17 protein-coding genes are annotated in these 18,672 nt (G+C 41.5%); 1 reads left to right on the plus strand and 16 read right to left on the minus strand.

Annotated features, from left to right (window positions below):
• Window positions 1-225 precede the first annotated feature (225 nt).
• The 5 genes from acpP to ABH902_RS11080 form a co-directional block, all read right to left on the minus strand.
• Window positions 226-468: an acyl carrier protein gene (acpP, locus tag ABH902_RS11060; RefSeq protein ID WP_404590779.1), complete on the minus strand. Its 243-nt coding sequence runs from the start codon at window positions 466-468 to the stop codon at window positions 226-228.
• A gap of 142 nt (window positions 469-610) precedes the next feature.
• Window positions 611-1,609: a phosphate acyltransferase PlsX gene (plsX, locus tag ABH902_RS11065; RefSeq protein WP_404590859.1), complete on the minus strand. Its 999-nt coding sequence runs from the start codon at window positions 1,607-1,609 to the stop codon at window positions 611-613.
• A 130-nt stretch (window positions 1,610-1,739) separates the two neighbouring features.
• Complete coding sequence (gene recG / locus ABH902_RS11070; RefSeq protein ID WP_404590780.1) at window positions 1,740-3,779, minus strand: ATP-dependent DNA helicase RecG; 2,040 nt, start codon at window positions 3,777-3,779, stop codon at window positions 1,740-1,742.
• A gap of 143 nt (window positions 3,780-3,922) precedes the next feature.
• Complete coding sequence (locus ABH902_RS11075; RefSeq protein WP_404590781.1) at window positions 3,923-5,605, minus strand: DAK2 domain-containing protein; 1,683 nt, start codon at window positions 5,603-5,605, stop codon at window positions 3,923-3,925.
• Window positions 5,606-5,671: 66 nt separating this feature from the next.
• Entirely contained in the window at window positions 5,672-6,034 is a 363-nt protein-coding gene (locus tag ABH902_RS11080; protein WP_010761897.1) for an Asp23/Gls24 family envelope stress response protein, read from the minus strand.
• A 385-nt stretch (window positions 6,035-6,419) separates the two neighbouring features.
• Here ABH902_RS11080 and rpmB point away from each other — a divergent pair, with 385 nt between their 5' ends.
• Complete coding sequence (gene rpmB, locus ABH902_RS11085) at window positions 6,420-6,608, plus strand: 50S ribosomal protein L28 (RefSeq protein ID WP_154776855.1); 189 nt, start codon at window positions 6,420-6,422, stop codon at window positions 6,606-6,608.
• 45 nt (window positions 6,609-6,653) lie between these two features.
• On the opposite strand, the gene ABH902_RS11090 is transcribed toward rpmB, so the two are convergent.
• The 11 genes from ABH902_RS11090 to gmk form a co-directional block, all read right to left on the minus strand.
• Window positions 6,654-7,298, minus strand: coding sequence for a thiamine diphosphokinase (locus ABH902_RS11090; RefSeq protein WP_404590782.1), 645 nt, complete (start codon window positions 7,296-7,298; stop codon window positions 6,654-6,656).
• Window positions 7,298-7,948 carry a ribulose-phosphate 3-epimerase gene (rpe, locus tag ABH902_RS11095; protein WP_404590783.1) on the minus strand — a complete coding sequence of 217 codons (651 nt, stop codon included), beginning with the start codon at window positions 7,946-7,948 and terminating at the stop codon, window positions 7,298-7,300. Before rpe ends, ABH902_RS11090 begins: the two co-directional genes overlap by 1 nt.
• A 109-nt stretch (window positions 7,949-8,057) precedes the next feature.
• Entirely contained in the window at window positions 8,058-8,957 is a 900-nt protein-coding gene (gene rsgA, locus ABH902_RS11100; RefSeq protein WP_404590784.1) for a ribosome small subunit-dependent GTPase A, read from the minus strand.
• Window positions 8,958-9,076: 119 nt separating this feature from the next.
• A complete protein-coding gene (gene pknB / locus ABH902_RS11105; protein ID WP_404590785.1) occupies window positions 9,077-11,242 on the minus strand; it encodes a Stk1 family PASTA domain-containing Ser/Thr kinase in 2,166 nt (721 codons plus the stop codon).
• Window positions 11,239-11,985, minus strand: a complete 747-nt coding sequence (locus ABH902_RS11110; RefSeq protein ID WP_404590786.1) for a Stp1/IreP family PP2C-type Ser/Thr phosphatase — start codon at window positions 11,983-11,985, stop codon at window positions 11,239-11,241. The genes pknB and ABH902_RS11110 overlap by 4 nt, the downstream gene beginning before the upstream one ends.
• A 15-nt stretch (window positions 11,986-12,000) precedes the next feature.
• Window positions 12,001-13,365: a 16S rRNA (cytosine(967)-C(5))-methyltransferase RsmB gene (gene rsmB / locus ABH902_RS11115; protein WP_404590787.1), complete on the minus strand. Its 1,365-nt coding sequence runs from the start codon at window positions 13,363-13,365 to the stop codon at window positions 12,001-12,003.
• Between the two features lie 5 nt (window positions 13,366-13,370).
• A complete protein-coding gene (fmt, locus tag ABH902_RS11120; RefSeq protein WP_404590788.1) occupies window positions 13,371-14,312 on the minus strand; it encodes a methionyl-tRNA formyltransferase in 942 nt (313 codons plus the stop codon).
• Entirely contained in the window at window positions 14,305-14,799 is a 495-nt protein-coding gene (def, locus tag ABH902_RS11125) for a peptide deformylase (RefSeq protein ID WP_404590789.1), read from the minus strand. The genes fmt and def overlap by 8 nt, the downstream gene beginning before the upstream one ends.
• A gap of 26 nt (window positions 14,800-14,825) precedes the next feature.
• Window positions 14,826-17,258 carry a primosomal protein N' gene (priA, locus tag ABH902_RS11130; RefSeq protein WP_404590790.1) on the minus strand — a complete coding sequence of 811 codons (2,433 nt, stop codon included), beginning with the start codon at window positions 17,256-17,258 and terminating at the stop codon, window positions 14,826-14,828.
• A 202-nt stretch (window positions 17,259-17,460) separates the two neighbouring features.
• Window positions 17,461-17,766: a DNA-directed RNA polymerase subunit omega gene (gene rpoZ / locus ABH902_RS11135; protein WP_404590791.1), complete on the minus strand. Its 306-nt coding sequence runs from the start codon at window positions 17,764-17,766 to the stop codon at window positions 17,461-17,463.
• A gap of 4 nt (window positions 17,767-17,770) precedes the next feature.
• Complete coding sequence (gmk, locus tag ABH902_RS11140) at window positions 17,771-18,385, minus strand: guanylate kinase (RefSeq protein ID WP_404590792.1); 615 nt, start codon at window positions 18,383-18,385, stop codon at window positions 17,771-17,773.
• Between the last annotated feature and the right edge of the window lie 287 nt (window positions 18,386-18,672).

Raw genomic sequence — 18,672 nt, forward strand, 5'->3', positions numbered from 1 at the left:
CGATCTTCCTTTCACTCTCTACTATAAACCTAAAAAAGGAAAATAGAGGAGAAACTCATCCGTCGATAAGTTTCTCCTCTAATCTTAGTATGTTTACATTCAAATAAGCAATGGGAAAATCATTGGCTGCATCTTTTTAGAAAACACAAAAAACAGGAAAAAACCATTTTTCATGCTCATCCTAAATTTCACCATCCAAATGCCTTTTCCCGACTATTTTTAGTTTTAATTTAAGTGATTCATAATATAATCTACAGCAGCGCCAACTGTTTCGATTTGTTCTGCATCTTCATCAGAAATTTCTGTACCAAACTCATCTTCCAGCTCTAAAACAAATTCCATTACGCTAATTGAATCTGCGTTCAAGTCATCTTTAATGTTTAATTGATCTGTCACTTTTTCAGCTTCAATATCAAAGTGGTTTGAGATAATCTTCGCTACTTTTCCAAGTACATCTTCACGAGTCAACTGTATTCACCTCCACTGTTTTTGAAAAGCGTTTTTTTCTAAAATTCAAACGCTATGGTTCATTGTACTCACAATTGATTGATTTGTCCATCATTTTTTTCATTATTGTTACAAATTAATTGCATTTAGGTTGCGCACCGGACTAGTCCTTTGCCTCATAGTGGCTGACTAATTGGGGTACAACGTTTGTTTTCAGCATCGTATGAATCTGACGAATCGTATAACGAACGGCTTCTGGCCCCGTTGATCCATGTGTTTTTATTACTGGAGCTTTTAACCCGAATAAAACAGCACCGCCATGTTTGGAGTAGTCCATTTCATCCTTCATTCCTCTTAAGGCATTTTTTAGCAGCAATGCACCCATTTTGCCCTTAACGCCTTCAGAAAGAATAGACGTTTTTAATAAGCTCATTAAGTTCATGGCTGTTCCTTCGATTGATTTCAGCACTGCATTTCCAGTAAAGCCATCTGTCACTACCACATCTGCCTGTCCATTCAATAACTCACGAGCTTCCACATTGCCAATAAAATTAATGCCTGCTTCCTGTGAAAGCAGCTCAAAAGCCTTTTTCGTCAACTCGCTGCCTTTTGTTTCTTCCGTTCCGTTGTTTAAAAGTGCTACTCTAGGATTACTGATATTGCGAACATTTTCAGCATAAAAAGAACCTAAAACGGCATACTGCACAAGATGCTCGGGCTTATTATCGGCATTCGCTCCTAAGTCAAGCATATCAAAGCCTTTATCCGGCTGCCCCATCACTGGCAGGGTAGACATTAATCCCGGACGTTCGACATTTTTAATTCGACCGACAATAAACAAGCCTGCTGCTAACAGCGCTCCTGTATTTCCCGCTGAAAAAATCGCATCCGCTGCTCCTTCTTTAACTGCTTGAGCAGCTAAAACCATTGAGGCTGTTTTCTTCCGGCGAATGGCTTTAACCGGTTCGTCGTCACTATCAATTTTTTCATCTGTATGAATAATGGTAATATTTTTTTCATCAGTTACGTATTTTTTAATCTCAGCTTCTTTTCCGTACAATAAGAATTCAATGTCCGGAAAATCTTTTTTGGCCAGCATAACACCTTCAACAATCGCTTGAGGTGCATGATCGCCGCCCATTGCATCAACGGCAATTTTCATATACATTCGTCCTTCCTAAAATATTCTCACTAGCTAGTATAACATAATGAAAATCCGAGCAAACCCTTTTACGCTTATAAAAATGGGCTATTTGCAACAAGAAATGCACAAAGGTCCAAGTCCGCCCAGACTAATCAAAGAATTGCTCTTGAGCCTCATGCGGCTTAATTTTGTCTGCAAGACCCTGATATTGCGGCAAGACCCACCATTGTTCTTTCTTCCAAACAGCATTTGCTTCTTGACGAGCCACTTCAAGGATATTGAAATCTGTCACAATATCGCCAACCGCAAATTGCGGAATGCCCGATTGTCTGGCACCAAACACTTCTCCCGGCCCACGCAGCTCCAGATCTTTTTCACTCAAAACAAAACCATTGTTTGTTTCTGTCATGATTTTCATGCGTTCAACCCCCATTTCATTTTTGGGATTCGCAACTAAAATACAATAGGAAGCTTCAGAGCCACGTCCGACACGTCCGCGCAGCTGATGCAACTGGGCCAAACCGAAGCGATCAGCATCCATAATCAGCATCACCGTAGCATTCGGCACGTTGACCCCTACTTCTATAACTGTCGTAGAAACCAGCAGTTGTAGCCGGTTGTCCTTAAATTCCTGCATAATTTCGTCTTTTTCCTGATTCTTCATTTTGCCATGAAGCAGCCCCACCTGATAATTCGGCTGAAAGAATGCCGACATGTGTTCAAAAATCTCTGTGGCATTTTTTACATCCAGTGCTTCAGATTCTTCAATTAAAGGACAGATCACATATGCTTGATGCCCTCGTGCCAATTCCTTTTGCATCCATTCCAATACCGTATCCAGCTGCGGCGGTCGAATCCAGCGAGTTTCTATCGGAATCCGGCCAGCCGGCATTTCATCGATAATGGAAACATCCATTTCGCCATAAGCTGTGATCGCTAGGGTTCTTGGAATCGGTGTTGCCGTCATAAACAGCACGTCCGGCTTTAAGCCCTTTTCTCTTAAAATTTTCCGCTGATTCACACCAAACCGGTGCTGTTCATCTGTAATTACCAGTCCTAGGTTACGAAAAACCACATCCTCTTGAATCAAAGCATGTGTTCCTATAATAATATCAACTTCGCCATTGGCAAGCTGCATTAAAATCTCCCGGCGCTCTTTTGCCTTGGTTGAGCCAGTTAATAATGCAGTATGAACTTCTAAGGGATCATATAACTGCTGCAGGCTTTCCATATGCTGCTGCGCCAAAATTTCTGTCGGCACCATCAATGCACCTTGAAAGCCAGCGGTCATGGTCGCATATAAAGCAATTGCAGCTACTACCGTTTTTCCACTGCCGACATCTCCCTGCAGTAAGCGCTGCATGTGATTCGGACTCATTAAATCACGACAAATTTCATTCGTCACTTTCTTTTGAGCCTTAGTTAGTTCAAAAGGTAGCTTTTGCGTAAAAGCTTTTAAACGCTCGACATCGTAATGAATACTTAAGCCGTTCTTTTCGGCCTTTTCCTGCCTTTTCAATCCCTGCATCTTCAATTGGAACAAGAAAAATTCTTCAAAAACGACACGACGCTTCGCCTGGTGGCTTTCATCTGGATTATTGGGAAAATGCATCGCAAAAATGGCTTCTTTTCGTGGCATCAAACGATATTTTTCGAGTAATTCTTCCGGTAAAATCTCCGGAATCAAGTGACCATAGGTATCAAAACCGGCACGTATCAACTGAATCAGACTGCTTTGACGAACTTTTTTATTTACATGGTAAATCGGCGCAAAATCTTCTCCGTCATTTTTAGCAGCCAAAATCTTCATGCCGTTAAGTGCTTTGCGTTTTGCGTCCCATTTGCCATAAACAGCGATTTCTTCAGATAAAATGACCTTGTCTTTTAAGTAAGGTTGGTTAAAGAAGGAAACATTGATTACTGCATGCTCCTGCATCATCCGGAACATCATGCGGCTTTTTTTGTAACCATAACGACTGACAACTGGTTCGGAAACCACCAACCCTTTTAAGGTGACTTTTTCCTGATCCTGAATTTCGTTCAATTCTTTTTCTTTAATATCTTCATAACGAAACGGATAATAGGTCAATAAATCTTCGATGGTTTGAATCCCTAATTCTTTTAAATTTTCAGCACGCTTTGGCCCGACACCCGATAATAAATGAATATCATCCGACAAGTCCATCAATTTTCCTCCTCTCATTAATATACGTAAATAAACACTTTTTCAGTGAAAAAATGCAGTTATATTTTATTTTGGAAATAAACGAAAATCCACAAAAAATTGCAGCACAATTTTCGTGGATTTCAGCTTTGACATTTATCAACTTATTACTCAGCTGAAAACAGGTACGGATAGACTGGCTGTCCGCCTTCATGAAGCTCTGTTTCAAGCTCTTCATGTTCAGCAGTTAGTGTTTCTGCCAATTTTTCAGCTTCTTTCATCGTACCGCCTTCGCCAACGATGATGGTAACAATTTCAGTATCTTCGTTAATCATTTGTTTTAAAGTATCTAAAGAAGCAGTGAATATCTCTGGTTCTGAAATAACGATTTTTCCGTCAATCATGCCAAGATAGTCGTCTTTTTTGATTTCAACATTATCAATTGTCGTATCACGCACGGCCGTTGTGACTTGTCCGCTCACGACGCTTTCGATCATTTCAGTCATTGTTGCTTTGTTTTCTTCAAGCGATTGCTGATCGTTAAAAGCAAGCATTGCTGTCATTCCCTGCGAAATTGTTTTTGTTGGAACAACCGCTACCGGAATATCTGCAACCTCAGCTGCCTGATCGGCTGCCATAAAGATATTTTTATTGTTTGGTAAAATGATGACTTGATCCGCATTCACTTCTTTTACCGCTTTTAAGATATCTTCTGTACTTGGGTTCATCGTTTGACCGCCGCTAATAATATAGCTGGCACCCAAGCTACGGAATAATTCTTGTACGCCTTCACCGGCGGCAATTGCAATAACAGCAAAAGGTACGCGCGGTTTTTGAACAACAGCAGATTGTGCTGCCTGAGCATCATGCTCAACCAGTGTTTCATGCTGTAGGCGCATGTTGTCTACTTTGATTTTTACTAATGAACCGAATTTTTGACCATAGTTCATTACTTCTCCAGGATGTTCTGTATGCACGTGAACTTTGATGATTTCGTCATCGTTTACCACAAGCAATGAATCCCCTAGTTCATTTAAGTAATTACGGAAAGTTTCGTAGTCAAAGGCGCTGTCTACTGTTGGGCCTTCACCAATTTTAACCATAATTTCCGTACAGTAACCGAATTTAATATCTTCCGTAGCGACATGTCCGCTTACGCCGCGGTGATGCTCTGCATTCACCATTTCGTCCATTTCACCTGGCGTTGGTTCATAGACTTCATTTGCAGCGAATTCGCCAGATAACGCTTCTAAAAAGCCTTCATAGATAAATAGCAGACCTTGACCGCCGCTGTCCACCACACCGACTTCCTTTAAAACAGGTAAAAGATCAGGTGTTTTAGCTAAAGCACGTTTAGCACCTTTGACAACAGCTGACATCACTTCGATGCAGTCATCGCTTTCTTTTGCTTTGCGCTCACCAGAACGAGCTGCTTCACGAGAAACGGTTAAAATCGTTCCTTCTACAGGCTTCATTACAGCTTTGTAAGCTGTCTCCACTCCGTGTGTAAAGGCTGCAGCCAGATCCTTAGCATTTAAGGTTGTGACATCCGGAATTTGTTTAGAAAATCCGCGGAATAATTGCGATAAAATAACGCCAGAGTTTCCTCTAGCTCCCATTAGTAAGCCTTTTGATAAAACGGTTGCTAGCTCGCCGACCTTTTCAGACCGAGAATCAGCTACAGCTTTCGCTCCGCTTGTCATAGATAAGTTCATATTCGTTCCTGTATCACCATCAGGCACAGGGAAAACATTCAATGAGTTGACATACTCTGCATTCACATGCAAACGACTCGCACCAGCCTGTACCATCTCTTGGAACTGACTTGCACTGATTTCTGTTACATTCACCTAAAAAATCCTCCTTTAGATTCCTGTAAATAGTTGAAAAAATTCTTCTATTTAACAGTCGGCTACCTAGTCAGGCAACACACGAACACCTTGCACAAATACATTGACGGAATTTGCCGTTACGCCCAGTAATGTTTCAAGGTTGTATTTTACTTTTTCTTGTACATTTCGAGAAACTTCTGAAATCTTGGTTCCATAGCTTACAATTGTATATACGTCCACCGCAACGCCATTTTCTTCTTGACGTACGACAACACCTTTAGAATAATTTTCTTTGCGCAAAATGCCATTTAAATTATCTTTGATTTGGTTTTTACTTGCCATACCGACGATTCCGTAAATATCTGTAGCAGCTCCGCCGACCACAGTGGCAATAACCTCATTGGTAATCTCAATGGTTCCTGCTGGTGTTTTGATTTTTACAGCCATTGATGAAAGCCTCCTTAAAGAGCATAATTGCCCTATTTTCTTCTATAACATTCTAACATAGCCGTTCGCCAATGAAAAGGAAGATAGACAGATTATTAAGCGTTTCATTACATTTGCCAATATTTTAATAATTTACATGGTTTAAAAAGAAAAGTCAATTGGTGATTCAAGAGAAAAAGCCAGCACAAATACACTGCTTTTTCAGCGATTTTTGTTATATAAGCGACTTTTTTATTTCAATAAAACAGGCTGAGTTGTAAACATAAATCTTCCACCTTCACACAATTAGAAAATCTTCTTGCAAATTATTCTTATCTATGATAAATTAAGCTAGTATGAGCAGAAAACTATCGCTCCGAGATCAAAGCAAAGGAGGAAACTAAAAATGGCAAAAGTATGTTACTTTACTGGTCGTAAAACAAAAAGCGGCAATAACCGTTCACATGCGATGAACGCAACTAAACGTACTGTTAAACCTAATCTACAAAAAGTTCGTGTATTAGTAGACGGTAAACCTAAAAAAGTTTGGGTGTCAACTCGTGCTTTGAAATCTGGTAAAATCGAGCGTGTTTAATCGAATAACAACAAAAAGCTGAACGGCTTAGCCGTCCAGCTTTTTTTATTGATGGTCGTGGCTTTGAATCACTGCAATCATTCCTGTATCAAAGGAAAATTCGGCGGTTTCGCCAACGAATTCATTACTAGCATAAGAAGTAGGAACTGCTACGTCCACCCGATCTAGGGTATATTTACTCTTGATTAAAGTTAAATTCGTTACAGGAGTCAAACAACAATAGGCTAAATAGGTCATCCCGGCTGCTTTTTTTACACTGTAGCTTCCCGGCAGAAAATAGGCGATACTATTTTGCGCATCCTTAAGCTTAATTTGTGAAGCAAAAGCCTGAAATCTTGGCTCTAAGGGCAGCCATAAGTTCGCTAAAAAATGATCCAGCCGACCACCTGTAGCACCGACCAACGTGACATTTGCCTGCGGAAATTTTTCAAAAGCCAGTGCCAATGCCAGTTGCGTATCTGTGTCGTCCTTTTCAGCTTGAGCCCGCTGCAGCTCATGTGCCGACTTTTGGACTTTTTGACGTTCTATTTCGGTCATAGAATCAAAATCCCCTACTGCCAGATCCAACGTCCAGCCCTGTTCTAAAATGTAAAGACAGCCGCGATCCACTCCAACAAAATAGTCGAACTCTTGTCCATCCAGAACCGGCCATTGCTCCGGTGTGCCACCGGCCACAAGTAAAATTTCCATTAATCCAACACGGCTCTCAATGCATCAATACGTTCTTTCGGACTTTCAGAGTTGTAAATATAAGAACCCGCAACAAAGACATTCGCACCCGCTTCTTTACAACGCTGCGCCGTTGTCGGATCGATACCACCATCGACTTCGATATCATAGGTATAGCCTTTCGCTTCTTTCCATTCCTTTAATTGCGCAATTTTGTCTAAGGAGCTTTCGATGAATGATTGTCCGCCAAAGCCCGGATTAACAGTCATGATTAAAACTTGATCCACTAAATCCAACACATATTCAATCGCAGACAATGGTGTACCCGGATTAATCACAACACCGGCTTTTACGCCTGCTGCTTTAATCATTTGAACAGCACGATGAATATGCGGTGTCGCTTCTTGATGAACCGTAATAATATCCGCTCCGGCTTTTGCGAACGCTTCGATATAATTTTCCGGCTGTACAATCATTAAATGCACATCCAGCGGTAATTTCGTCACTGGACGAATCGCTGAAACAACGTTTGGTCCCAAGGTAATATTAGGTACAAACTGCCCATCCATTACATCGACATGAATATAATCAGCTCCTAATTTTTCGACTAATTGGATGTCTCTTTCTAAATTGGCAAAATCAGCGCTTAAAATCGATGGTGCTAGTTTCATAATTATCTCCCCTATTTCTGCTGTTATTTATTCATTCATCAGCTGCCTGATAAACTCCACAATCCTGCAACTGAATGAGTTTTAGTTTAATTTGGCGTTACAACGCAAATTACTTCTTCTTGTAGATTGGTCGGCGATTTTCAATTTCCAGACGGAACTGCAAATAATTATCGTAGCGTGTTTGGGCAATAGCGCCTGTTTCTACCTGATGTTTTACTTCACAGCCCGGTTCTTTGTGATGCATGCATTCTCGGAATTTACATGCGGGAGCCGCTTCTACAAATTCAGGAAAACGTTTTGGCAGCTCAGTGAGTGTCATTTCTAAAAAGTCAATTGAGCTAAAGCCGGGTGTATCTGCTACTAAGCCATCATACAAGGGCAATAATTCTACGTGACGAGTGGTGTGCTTTCCTCTGCCTAACGACTCGGAAATTTCATTCGTTGCCAACTGCAATTCAGGTGAAATCTTGTTAAGCAAGGTGGATTTTCCCGCACCAGATTGCCCCATAAAAACGGTCAGTCGTTCCGGAAAATATTGTTCCAGCTCTTGCACCGCTTGACGGTCATCTTCATTTTTGGCGGCAATAACAGGGTAGCCGATCTGGGTGTATATTTTTTCTACTGAAGCCACGCTGACTGCTTCTGTCCCGGTTAATAAATCTACTTTAGTCAAATAAATAATGGGTTCAATGCCTTTTTCCTCTAGCGTCACTAAAAAACGATCCAGCAGATTATAGGAAAAATTCGGTTCTACCATACTCATGACAATAACACCCTGATCTACGTTGGCAACTGGCGGACGAACTAATTCATTCTGTCTTGGTAATATTTCAAGCAAGTAGCCATCTGTTACGTTATCGCTTTCAAAGATTACTTCATCACCTACCAGCGGAGTAATTTTACGATTCCGAAAATTGCCGCGGGCTCTGGTTTGAAACGTTTCGCCTTCAGCATAGACATAGTAAAATCCGCTTAATGCTTTTCTGATTTGACCTTTCAGAAATGCCACCTCCTCATTTCTATTGTTTTTATTTTACCACAGGTTGTGAAAAAGCTAAATGCACTTCAATGGAATACTCATCATTACTAAAGAAAAGAGAAGCCGTTTGAATCAGCTTCTCTTCCTCTTTAACTATTGTTTGTACCATTATCATTTGTTGTTTTTTTGTCGTCACCTGATGAGAAGTAAACTGTAATGCTTGCTCCTTTAGCGACCTTCTCATTTGCACCTGGTGTACTGCGAATCGCCGAGCCTTTGGAAATGCTTGAAGATGGTTCTTGCGCTTCAACCATGCTAAGGCCAACTTGACTTAGCTTCGCTTGCACATCTGCTTTAGATAACCCAGCAACATCTGGTACAGTTACTTTATCTGAGCCTTTGCTGACTCGTAGCGTGATCTTGTCTGTTTTCACATTGAACGCAGAACCAGCAACCTTATCTTGGGAAATAACTACGCCGCTTTCGACACTATCGCTTTCTTCATCTACACGTACGATTTGACTTTTATTAATACCTAAACTAGTCAAAGCAGCTTCCGCATCTGCATAAGTCGTGCCTTCGTAATTACCAATAGTTACTTTATCAGAACCCTTGCTGACCTGAAGCGTCACTTTACCGTTTTTAGGATTGACCGCTGAACCGGCAGCCGGTGTTTGAGAAACGACTGCTCCAGCTTCAACTGTATCACTTTCTACATCAGAGCGCGTGATATTGCTTTCCTTGATCCCTAAAGCGATTAACGCATTGACGGCATTTTCATAGCTGTATCCGGCATAATTGTCCAAATAAACATCATCCGGACCTTCACTTACTACCAAAGTAATTTCATCCGTTTTCGGATCTACTTCTTCACCGGCTTCTGGTGTTTGCCGAATTACTTCGTCTTCGTCTACTTTATTGTTCGCTTCTTTTTGAATTTCAATGCGATTTTCCTGGAAGCCTAGTTTTCCTAAGGATTCAATAACATCTTTATACTCCTGACCGGTATAATCGGAAAGCTTGATTTTTTTATTTCCGGAGCTGATGTATAGCTCTACTTCACGATTTTTCTTTACTGTTGCTTCTGCAGCTGGATCAGTTTTCACAACTCTACCTTCTTCAATTGAATCATCAGGAATTTCTTTTGTTTCAGCTTTTACTTTCAGCCCGGCCTCTTCTAATAAAGAACGTGCCTCAGCTTCTGTTTTATCTGACACATCCGGAACTTTGACTTCGCCGTTGCCACGTCCTGCCCAATATAATCCTCCGCCAATCAGTAACGCTGCTACCAAAAGAATGATTAAAATAATCCAGCGTTTTTTCTTCTTTTTCTTTGGTGCTGGTTCTTCCGGTGTTTCCGCTTCGTTTTCTTCAGTTGGTGTTTCCATTGATTGAAAAGCAGAAGGCATCGGCATATCGTCAGTAATTGGCGTTAATATTTTCGTTTCCCCCATCAAACCAGTTGGTTCCCATTTAGGTTCGTCTAAACGATTTGCCGCTAAGACAGTGTATAAATCGCGGGACATTTCTTCCGCAGTTTTATAACGATCGGCTGGATCTTTAGCTGTCGCATGCAAGACCACATTTTCCAATGACTGTGGGATATTCGGATCAAATATTTTCACGGAAGGAATATCTTCTTGGAAATGCTTTAACGCAATCGTCACAGCAGACTCACCATCAAACGGAACGTTGCCTGTCAGCATTTCATATAAAATAATTCCCACTGCATAAACGTCGGACTGGTTCGTTGCCATACTGCCGCGCGCTTGTTCAGGTGATAAATAATGAACAGAACCCAGCATAGTATTGGTTTGCGTAATGGAGGTTTCTGTTAAAGCAATTGCGATACCAAAATCAGTAATCTTCACAACGCCGCTTTCATCAATCAAAATATTTTGTGGTTTTAAATCTCTATGGATAATGCGATGCTCATGAGCCAAAGATACTGCAGATAAAATTTGTTCCATAATATCGACAACTTTTGCATAAGGAATTGGGTATTGAGTTTGAATATATCGTTTTAAATCCATCCCCTTTACGTATTCCATTACTAAATATTGTAAGCCGTCTTCCTCGCCGACATCATAAACACTGACGATATTCGGATGAACCAATTCAGTAGCAGCCAAAGCTTCCCGCTGAAACCGGCGAATGGCAGCCTGATCGTTTTGGAAGTCAAAACGCAGTACTTTTACAGCCACATCACGATCTAAAATCAGGTCATGTGCTAGAAAAACATTGGCCATGCCGCCGCTGCCGATATTACCGATTATATGATAACGGCCATTTAATTTCCTGCCAATCTCGATCATTGGTTCTCCTCCTTCTCGTCAAAATGTATTGCCAGCACAGTAATATTATCAGCACCGCCCGCCTCGTTTGCTGCTTGAATCAAAGTAGACACCTTTTCATTCAAGGACGTTTCTGATAATAAAATACTTAAAATATCTTCTTCTGAAACCATATTTGTCAAACCATCGGAACACAGTAAAATATAGTCATCGGGTACCCAAAGATGATTCGTTACATCAACTTCCACCATTCCAGGCATGCCAAGTGAACGGGTCAAAACGTTTTTCCGCGGATGATTCGCAGCCATTTCCCGTGTGATTTCGCCCGATTTAACTAATTCATTGACTAAAGAATGATCCTCTGTCAGCTGCAGCAGTAATCCATTGCGGATTAAATAGGCCCGGCTGTCACCAATATTAGCCAGCACAAAGGACTGCTCCAAAAGAGCAGCACTGACAATTGTCGTACCCATTCCCAGATATTCTGGTTTTGACTGACCCTTTTGGTAGATCGTTTCATTTTCGTCTTGAATTTCTTTAATCAGCCATTGTGCTGCTTTTTCCGAGGAATCTACCGCACTTTCTTGCCAACGTCCGCCAATGTTGTTGACCGCCATTTGACTGGCTACGTCTCCTGCTTGATGGCCGCCCATTCCGTCAGCTAAAATCGCCAGCGAAACGCCTGCCTGATTCTCGAAGACACTAGCATAATCCTGATTTGTATTGCGTTTTCGTCCAACATCTGTTTGAAAATTGATTTTCACTGTGTTTCACCTCGTTTAACAAACTTTCTGCATACAGCAAATAAAGAAGCCGTCTGTTCCTAATTGATGCGGGTATAAGGTCAGCATTTGCTCCTGAACCGCAGACTGAACCACTTCGTTTACAACAACATCGATCTTTTTAAATTCAGGGTGTTTCTTTAGAAATGCAGAAACGACTTCTTGATTTTCTTCCTGCGCAATGGTACATGTGCTATAGACCATTATACCCCATTGTTTTAATGTGCGGGCAACACTTTCCAGAATTTCCAACTGAATTTTAGGTAATTGCTCAAAATCCTCTGCTGATTTATGATACTTGATATCTGGCTTACGTCGCATCAAGCCAAGTCCAGAACAGGGGGCATCCACCAAAATCCGATCAAAATATTCAGCAGGAAATTCCGCGCCTACTTTACGTGCATCCAGCTTTTCTGTATCCACGACAGCTTTCACCTGCAGACGTTCTGCGTTTTGCTTAATCAGCTTTATTTTATGGTAATGAATGTCCAAAGCTTTTACACGACCGCCTTTTTTAGCATCCAAGAAGGTTGCGATATGCGTTGTTTTTCCTCCCGGAGCAGCACAAGCATCCAGTACAACATGATTAGGCTCAATCTGCATGGCAGGAGCTACCAGCATGGAGCTTTCATCCTGAATAGTCAGCTGGCCTGTTTCAAATAGATAGCTACCGGCTAAAAAGCCTTTTTCTGCAACAATGCCATAAGGCGATACTTCGCTGGCCAAAGCCTCGATGCCCTCTCTTTTTAATTCATCTAATGCAGCGGAAATGCTGATTTCATTTATATTCACGCGACCGCTGACATGACTTTTCTCGAATAAGGACAAGCCCAGTTTTCTGGTTTCTTCGCTACCTAATTGCTTGATTAGCTTTTCTGTCAGCCACTTTGGCATACTGATTTCTACTGCCAAACGGTCAACCGGATCTTTGATTTTTTCTAAACTCGGCACGCCTTCACGCTGAAAAGCCCGCAGCACACCATTAACAAACTTGCCGATACCACTATTGCCGCGATGTTTACCGATTTCCACCGCTTCATTGATAATGGCATGATCTGGAATTTTATCTAAAAAGACTAATTGGTAGACAGACAAACTTAGTAAATTTTTCACCCAGCTGTCGACCTTCCTCGGATTTTGAATAAACGGCGTTAAGTAATATTCTAATAATAGCTTCCGACTGATTGTTCCATAAACAAGCTCTGTAAACAGGCGGCTATCCTTTTCACTTAGCGCGGATTTGTTAATCATTTCGTTGAGCAGCAGGTTGGAATACGCTCCGCCGTTATCGACACGTTCAATTGTTCTAAGCGCTACGTAACGAACGGAGTTTTTTACTCTTGCTGGTATCTTTTTTCCCATTCTTTTTAGCCCACCTTATCCGCTTCTGTTACTGCTTTACCGACACCATTGAGGAAATCCTGAATGGATAATTTTCCCTTACCGGACGGCTGCAGGGTATTAATAGCTAAAACAGTTCCCTGACCGCAAGCAATCCACAACTCTTTTTTACTGCGCTTCACAATCGTACCGGGAGCCGCTGTTGTTGTTTCTTCCAACGGCGTAACCGCCCAGATTTTCCAGTTGGTTGCTTGATACGTAGTAAACGCCGTCGGCCATGGTCGCATACCGCGCACCTGATTGTCCACCTGCTCAGCGGTTTTCTGCCAATCGATTTTTTCTTGTTCTCTAGTAATATTTGGTGAAAAGGTCACTTGACTTTCGTCCTGTGGTATCGGTGTAATCTCTTTGGCTAGAATTTTCGGCAAGGTTTCTAGCAAAAGCTCTTTTCCTACAATACTTAACCGTTCAAACATCGTGCCTACATCGTCTTGTTTAGTAATAGGAATGGCTTTTTGTGCTAGAATATCTCCGGCATCCATCTTTTTCACCATTTCCATAATCGTCACGCCAGTTTCTTTTTCTCCTTCAATAATTGAATAATGAACAGGTGCGCCGCCGCGGTATTTTGGCAATAAAGAAGCATGCACATTAATTGCACCAAACGTTGGCACCTGTAAGATTTTTTCCGGCAAAAATTGGCCAAAAGCAGCCGTAACAATCACATCCGGTGCTAGTTCAATAATTTTTTCCATTTCGGCTGAACCAGAAATTTTTTCCGGCTGCAGCACCAGCAAGTCATGCTTGAGCGCTGCTTCTTTTACTGGTGTCGGGGTAATGATTTTTTTACGGCCAACAGGGCGGTCCGGCTGGGTGACAACCGCTTGAATGTTATAGCCGTTTTCTATTAGTCCTTCTAAAATAGGCACCGAAAAGGCTGGTGTTCCCATAAAGATAATTTTAGTCATTTAAATGCTCCTCCATATATGCCTCTAAATCTTCCGGTTTAATCGGATCGATGATTTTATCAATGAACAATTCACCGTTCAAATGATCGATTTCATGCTGAAAAGCTCTGGCCAAATAGCCATAAGCTGTCACCTCGATCTCATCGCCTTCCCGATCAAAATAACGTACGGTTACTTCATCCGCCCGTTCAACTGTACCAAATGTTTCAGGAATACTTAAGCAGCCCTCCACATCGATATCCGTACCTTTGCGTTCAATGATCTCCGGATTGATTAATTCAAACAAGCCCGTTTCTTCATCAATTTCCACAACTGCCAGCTGCAGGTCCTTGCCGATTTGCGGCGCTGCTAGTCCGATACCGTCGTGGGCCACCATTGTTTCGTACATATTTTCTAAAAGCTCAATAATTTCATCTGTAATCATTGTCACCGGCTGCGCTTTTTTCGTCAGCCGTTCATTTGGGTGGATAACAATTGGATAGCGCATAAAGTCTCCTTTCGTAGTGTCATAAATTAAATAAAGTTCATCGGCTCACTGTCGATGGATAATTTCAGCCCGTGCGCAGTCGCTCGCTGCGTATCGGTTAAAATCTTTTTCAAGATAGGCTGCAGATTAGGTTCATTTTTGTATTTAATGATGACCTGATAGAAATACCGATTATTCACACGCATAATAGCATTCGGCGTTGGGCCAAGCAAGATGCATTGATCCGACAAGCCATTTTTCAACTCATTGACGATTTCAAACATTTGTTTCGCTGCTTGATTTTCCTCCGGATGACTGGCTGTAATTTGTACAGTATAGTAAAACGGCGGGTAATCCCCACGATGACGAACGTACATTTCCTTTTGATAAAAATCCTCAAAATCCTGTGCTTTAGCCAGTTGAATAGCGTAATGCTCCGGATTGAAGGATTGGATAATCACTTCGCCCGGCTTTTCTGCACGTCCCGCTCGTCCACTCACCTGAGTCAGCAACTGAAACGTCCGTTCACTTGAACGAAAATCGGGAAGATTCAACGCAGTATCCGCATTTAAAACACCGACTAAGGTCACATTGGGAAAATCCAACCCCTTAGCAATCATCTGTGTTCCCAGCAAAATATCGGCTTCATGATTACCAAAAGCTGTCAATAGCTTTTCATGAGCGCCCTTTCTGCGTGTTGTATCCACATCCATACGCAACACACGCATTTCAGGAAATAATTGCTGTAGCTCTTCTTCAACCTTTTGCGTCCCCGTTCCATAATAACGGATTTTATCGCCGTCACAGTTAGGACAACGGTAAGGAATACGTTCTTCATGTCCACAATAATGGCACTTCATTGTTTTCGTATCCATGTGCAGTGTTAAGGAAATATCACAGTTGGGACAAGGCAATACGTACCCGCAATCACGACACATCACAAAGGAAGAGTAGCCTCTACGATTTAAAAGTAGTACACTTTGCTCACCTTTAACAAAACGATCCTGCAATTTTTCCTGTAAAGCAAGAGAAAAAGAAGAGTTATTTTTATTTTGAATCTCTTCCCGCATATCAACGACTTCAATTGTCGGCAAGGTAGCCGTCTGATTTGCTCTTTGCGTCAAAATCAACCGTTCATATACATTCTTCTGCGCTCTGGCACGCGATTCCAGCGAAGGCGTCGCACTCCCCAAAACAACTGGACAATGGTGATACGCCCCACGCCAAATGGCTAAATCCCGTGCATGGTAACGCGGTGTTTCTTCCTGCTTGTAGCTAGCCTCATGCTCTTCATCAATAATAATAACACCTAAATTATCCAATGGAGCGAAAATAGCGGAACGAACACCAACCACGACCTGTGCTTCACCACGTTCAATTTTACGCCACTCGTCATATTTTTCTCCTTGAGAAAGTGCGCTATGCATGACTGCGACCTGTTCACCAAAACGGCTTTTAAAGCGCTGAACCATTTGCGGTGTTAAAGAAATTTCAGGAACCAGCATCATAGCCGTTTTGCCTTGTGTCAGCACTTCGGCAATTACCTGCAGGTAAACCTCGGTTTTGCCACTGCCGGTAATCCCTTCCAACAAATAGGTCTTATTATTTTTTTGATCCACAGAAGTTAGGATCTGATCTACCGCTGCTTTTTGCTCATCATTTAAGGAAAGTGCCGTCGTTTTTTCAAAGGTTTGGTCAGCAAAAGGATCGCGATAGGTCTCCGTCTCAACGAAGGTCAGCCAGCCCTTTTTAGCCGCATCATTCAGCACCGCAGTACTGAACCCCAGCATTTTCATTTCCTTCACAGAGGTTAATGCTTCCGAACCCAATTGTTGTAAATAAGTGAGCAGCTGCTCTTTCTTTTGCGAGTTTTTGCGTAAATCCAGCCGTGCTTCTTCCAGCTGCTCAAACGTCATCTGTGCTGAAATATGGCGGATTTTCTTCACCTTGTTGCGCGTGTTTACTTCATAGCGAATATCAACTTTTTGTTGGCGGCGAAGCTGCATCAGCTGCGGTAAAATATTTTTGGCTACGGCATCCTCCCACGCAATTTCATCCAACCCGTCAAAAAGCGCCTCTTGCCATGTTTCTTCCAGTTCGTCTGTTAAGTATATGTATTTTCGATAATCAGCCCGCATCACGCTAGGCAGCATCGTTTGTAGACAAGTAATTTTAAAGGCAAAGGTCTTTTCTTTCATATAATCGGCCAGCGCCAACAGCTCAGTGTTTAAAACCGGCTTTAAATCCAACACAGAAAGAATTTCCTTCCATTCAAAAGCCTGCGCTGAAAGATTGGTCTCTGCGACTTCTTCAATAGCTAAAACAAAGCCTTGAACATGTCGATTGCCTTTTCCAAAAGGAACTTCTACCCGCATACCAACGGCTAATTGTCCTTCTACATCAGAAGGAATCAAATAAGTAAACGGCTGATCCGTCTGCATTGTTGGTACATCTACAATTACTTGTGCCGCTTTCCTCATCGTGAAGCCTCCCTTCCATTAATCAGCTCTTAGCTTTAGTGCATCCAGCTTTTCTTTGCTTATTGTACTAAAGAATCTTTTATTTGTCTTGCCTCTATTATTATTGTTACTAATAATTAATGACTAGTAGTAAAATAAACGTCTGATATCAGACAAGAGCTGAGATAAAACGGGTAAAGTTTCATCTCAGCTCTTGCGCGTATTATAAACTTTTTTCGTCGCGGATGCGATTTTCAAGTTCTTTTTGTTCTTGGTCGTGTCTTACTTTTTGTTCTTCTTTAGCCAAACGCATTCTTTCACGCTTTTCATCCGGCTTTGGATCATTGACGACAGTCGCCGCATCGATTTCTTCTAAGGCTTTGCCGACGCTTTTCACTGATTCAAAGCTTTCCAAGGTTGGCTGTGCGCCTTCATCTAATTCGTGGGCACGCTTGCTTGCAAGAATCACAAGAGAATATTTTGAAGGTACTTCTTTTAATAATGAGTCAATAGATGGTTTTAGCATCATAAGGCTACATCTCCTTTAACATTTTTATATATTTACCAATCACGCGGTCCACGCGAAAATGCTCACTTGCAATAATATCTTTGATTCGCTTTACCGCAAGAGGCACTTCATCATTAACAACAGCATAATCATATAATGCCATCATTTCGATTTCTTCGCGAGCAACACGCATGCGTTCTTCAATCACTTCATGAGCATCCGTACCACGACCGACAATCCGGGATTTTAATTCTGCTAAATCAGGCGGCGTTAAAAAGATAAATACACCATCGGGCACTTTTTCTTTAACCTGCTCCGCGCCTTGTACTTCGATTTCTAAAAAGACATCTTTGCCTTCATCAAGCGTCTGGTTGACATAAGATAATGGCGTCCCGTAGTAATTCCCCACATATTGCGCATACTCCAACATTTCCCCAGCTTCGATCATTGCTTCAAATTCTTCTTTTGTCCGGAAAAAGTAATCGACGCCTTCAACTTCTCCTTCCCGTTTTTTACGGGTAGTCATCGATACTGAATACTGAAAATCATTTTCTTCACTATCGAAAATCGCTTTTCGGACTGTTCCTTTACCAACTCCAGAAGGACCTGACAATACAATTAATAACCCACGCTCTGACATGACGACTTCCTTTCATTTGAAGCTTTACTCAAAAGAATTCCAAAAAAAATAAGAATCACTTTCTGAGTCAACTCCTAGTCAACTTTTAACCTCAACCAAGCTGCTAATTCATACAGTTGGATATCAATTAAGTATTAGTTCTATAATGCACTTTTTTTACCTATTTTTCAAGACTTTCCAGTATTTAAATGAAAACTTTTCTTCAACCTATCAAAATTGTCACAATTCTTATTGAAAAAAAGGTATACAGTCTGCTACTTTTTCAAGTAAAATGAAAGTATTACTTA

Origin of the sequence: Enterococcus sp. UD-01, from assembly GCF_044909655.1 — a bacterium.
Taxonomy (GTDB): Bacteria; Bacillota; Bacilli; order Lactobacillales; family Enterococcaceae; genus Enterococcus_L.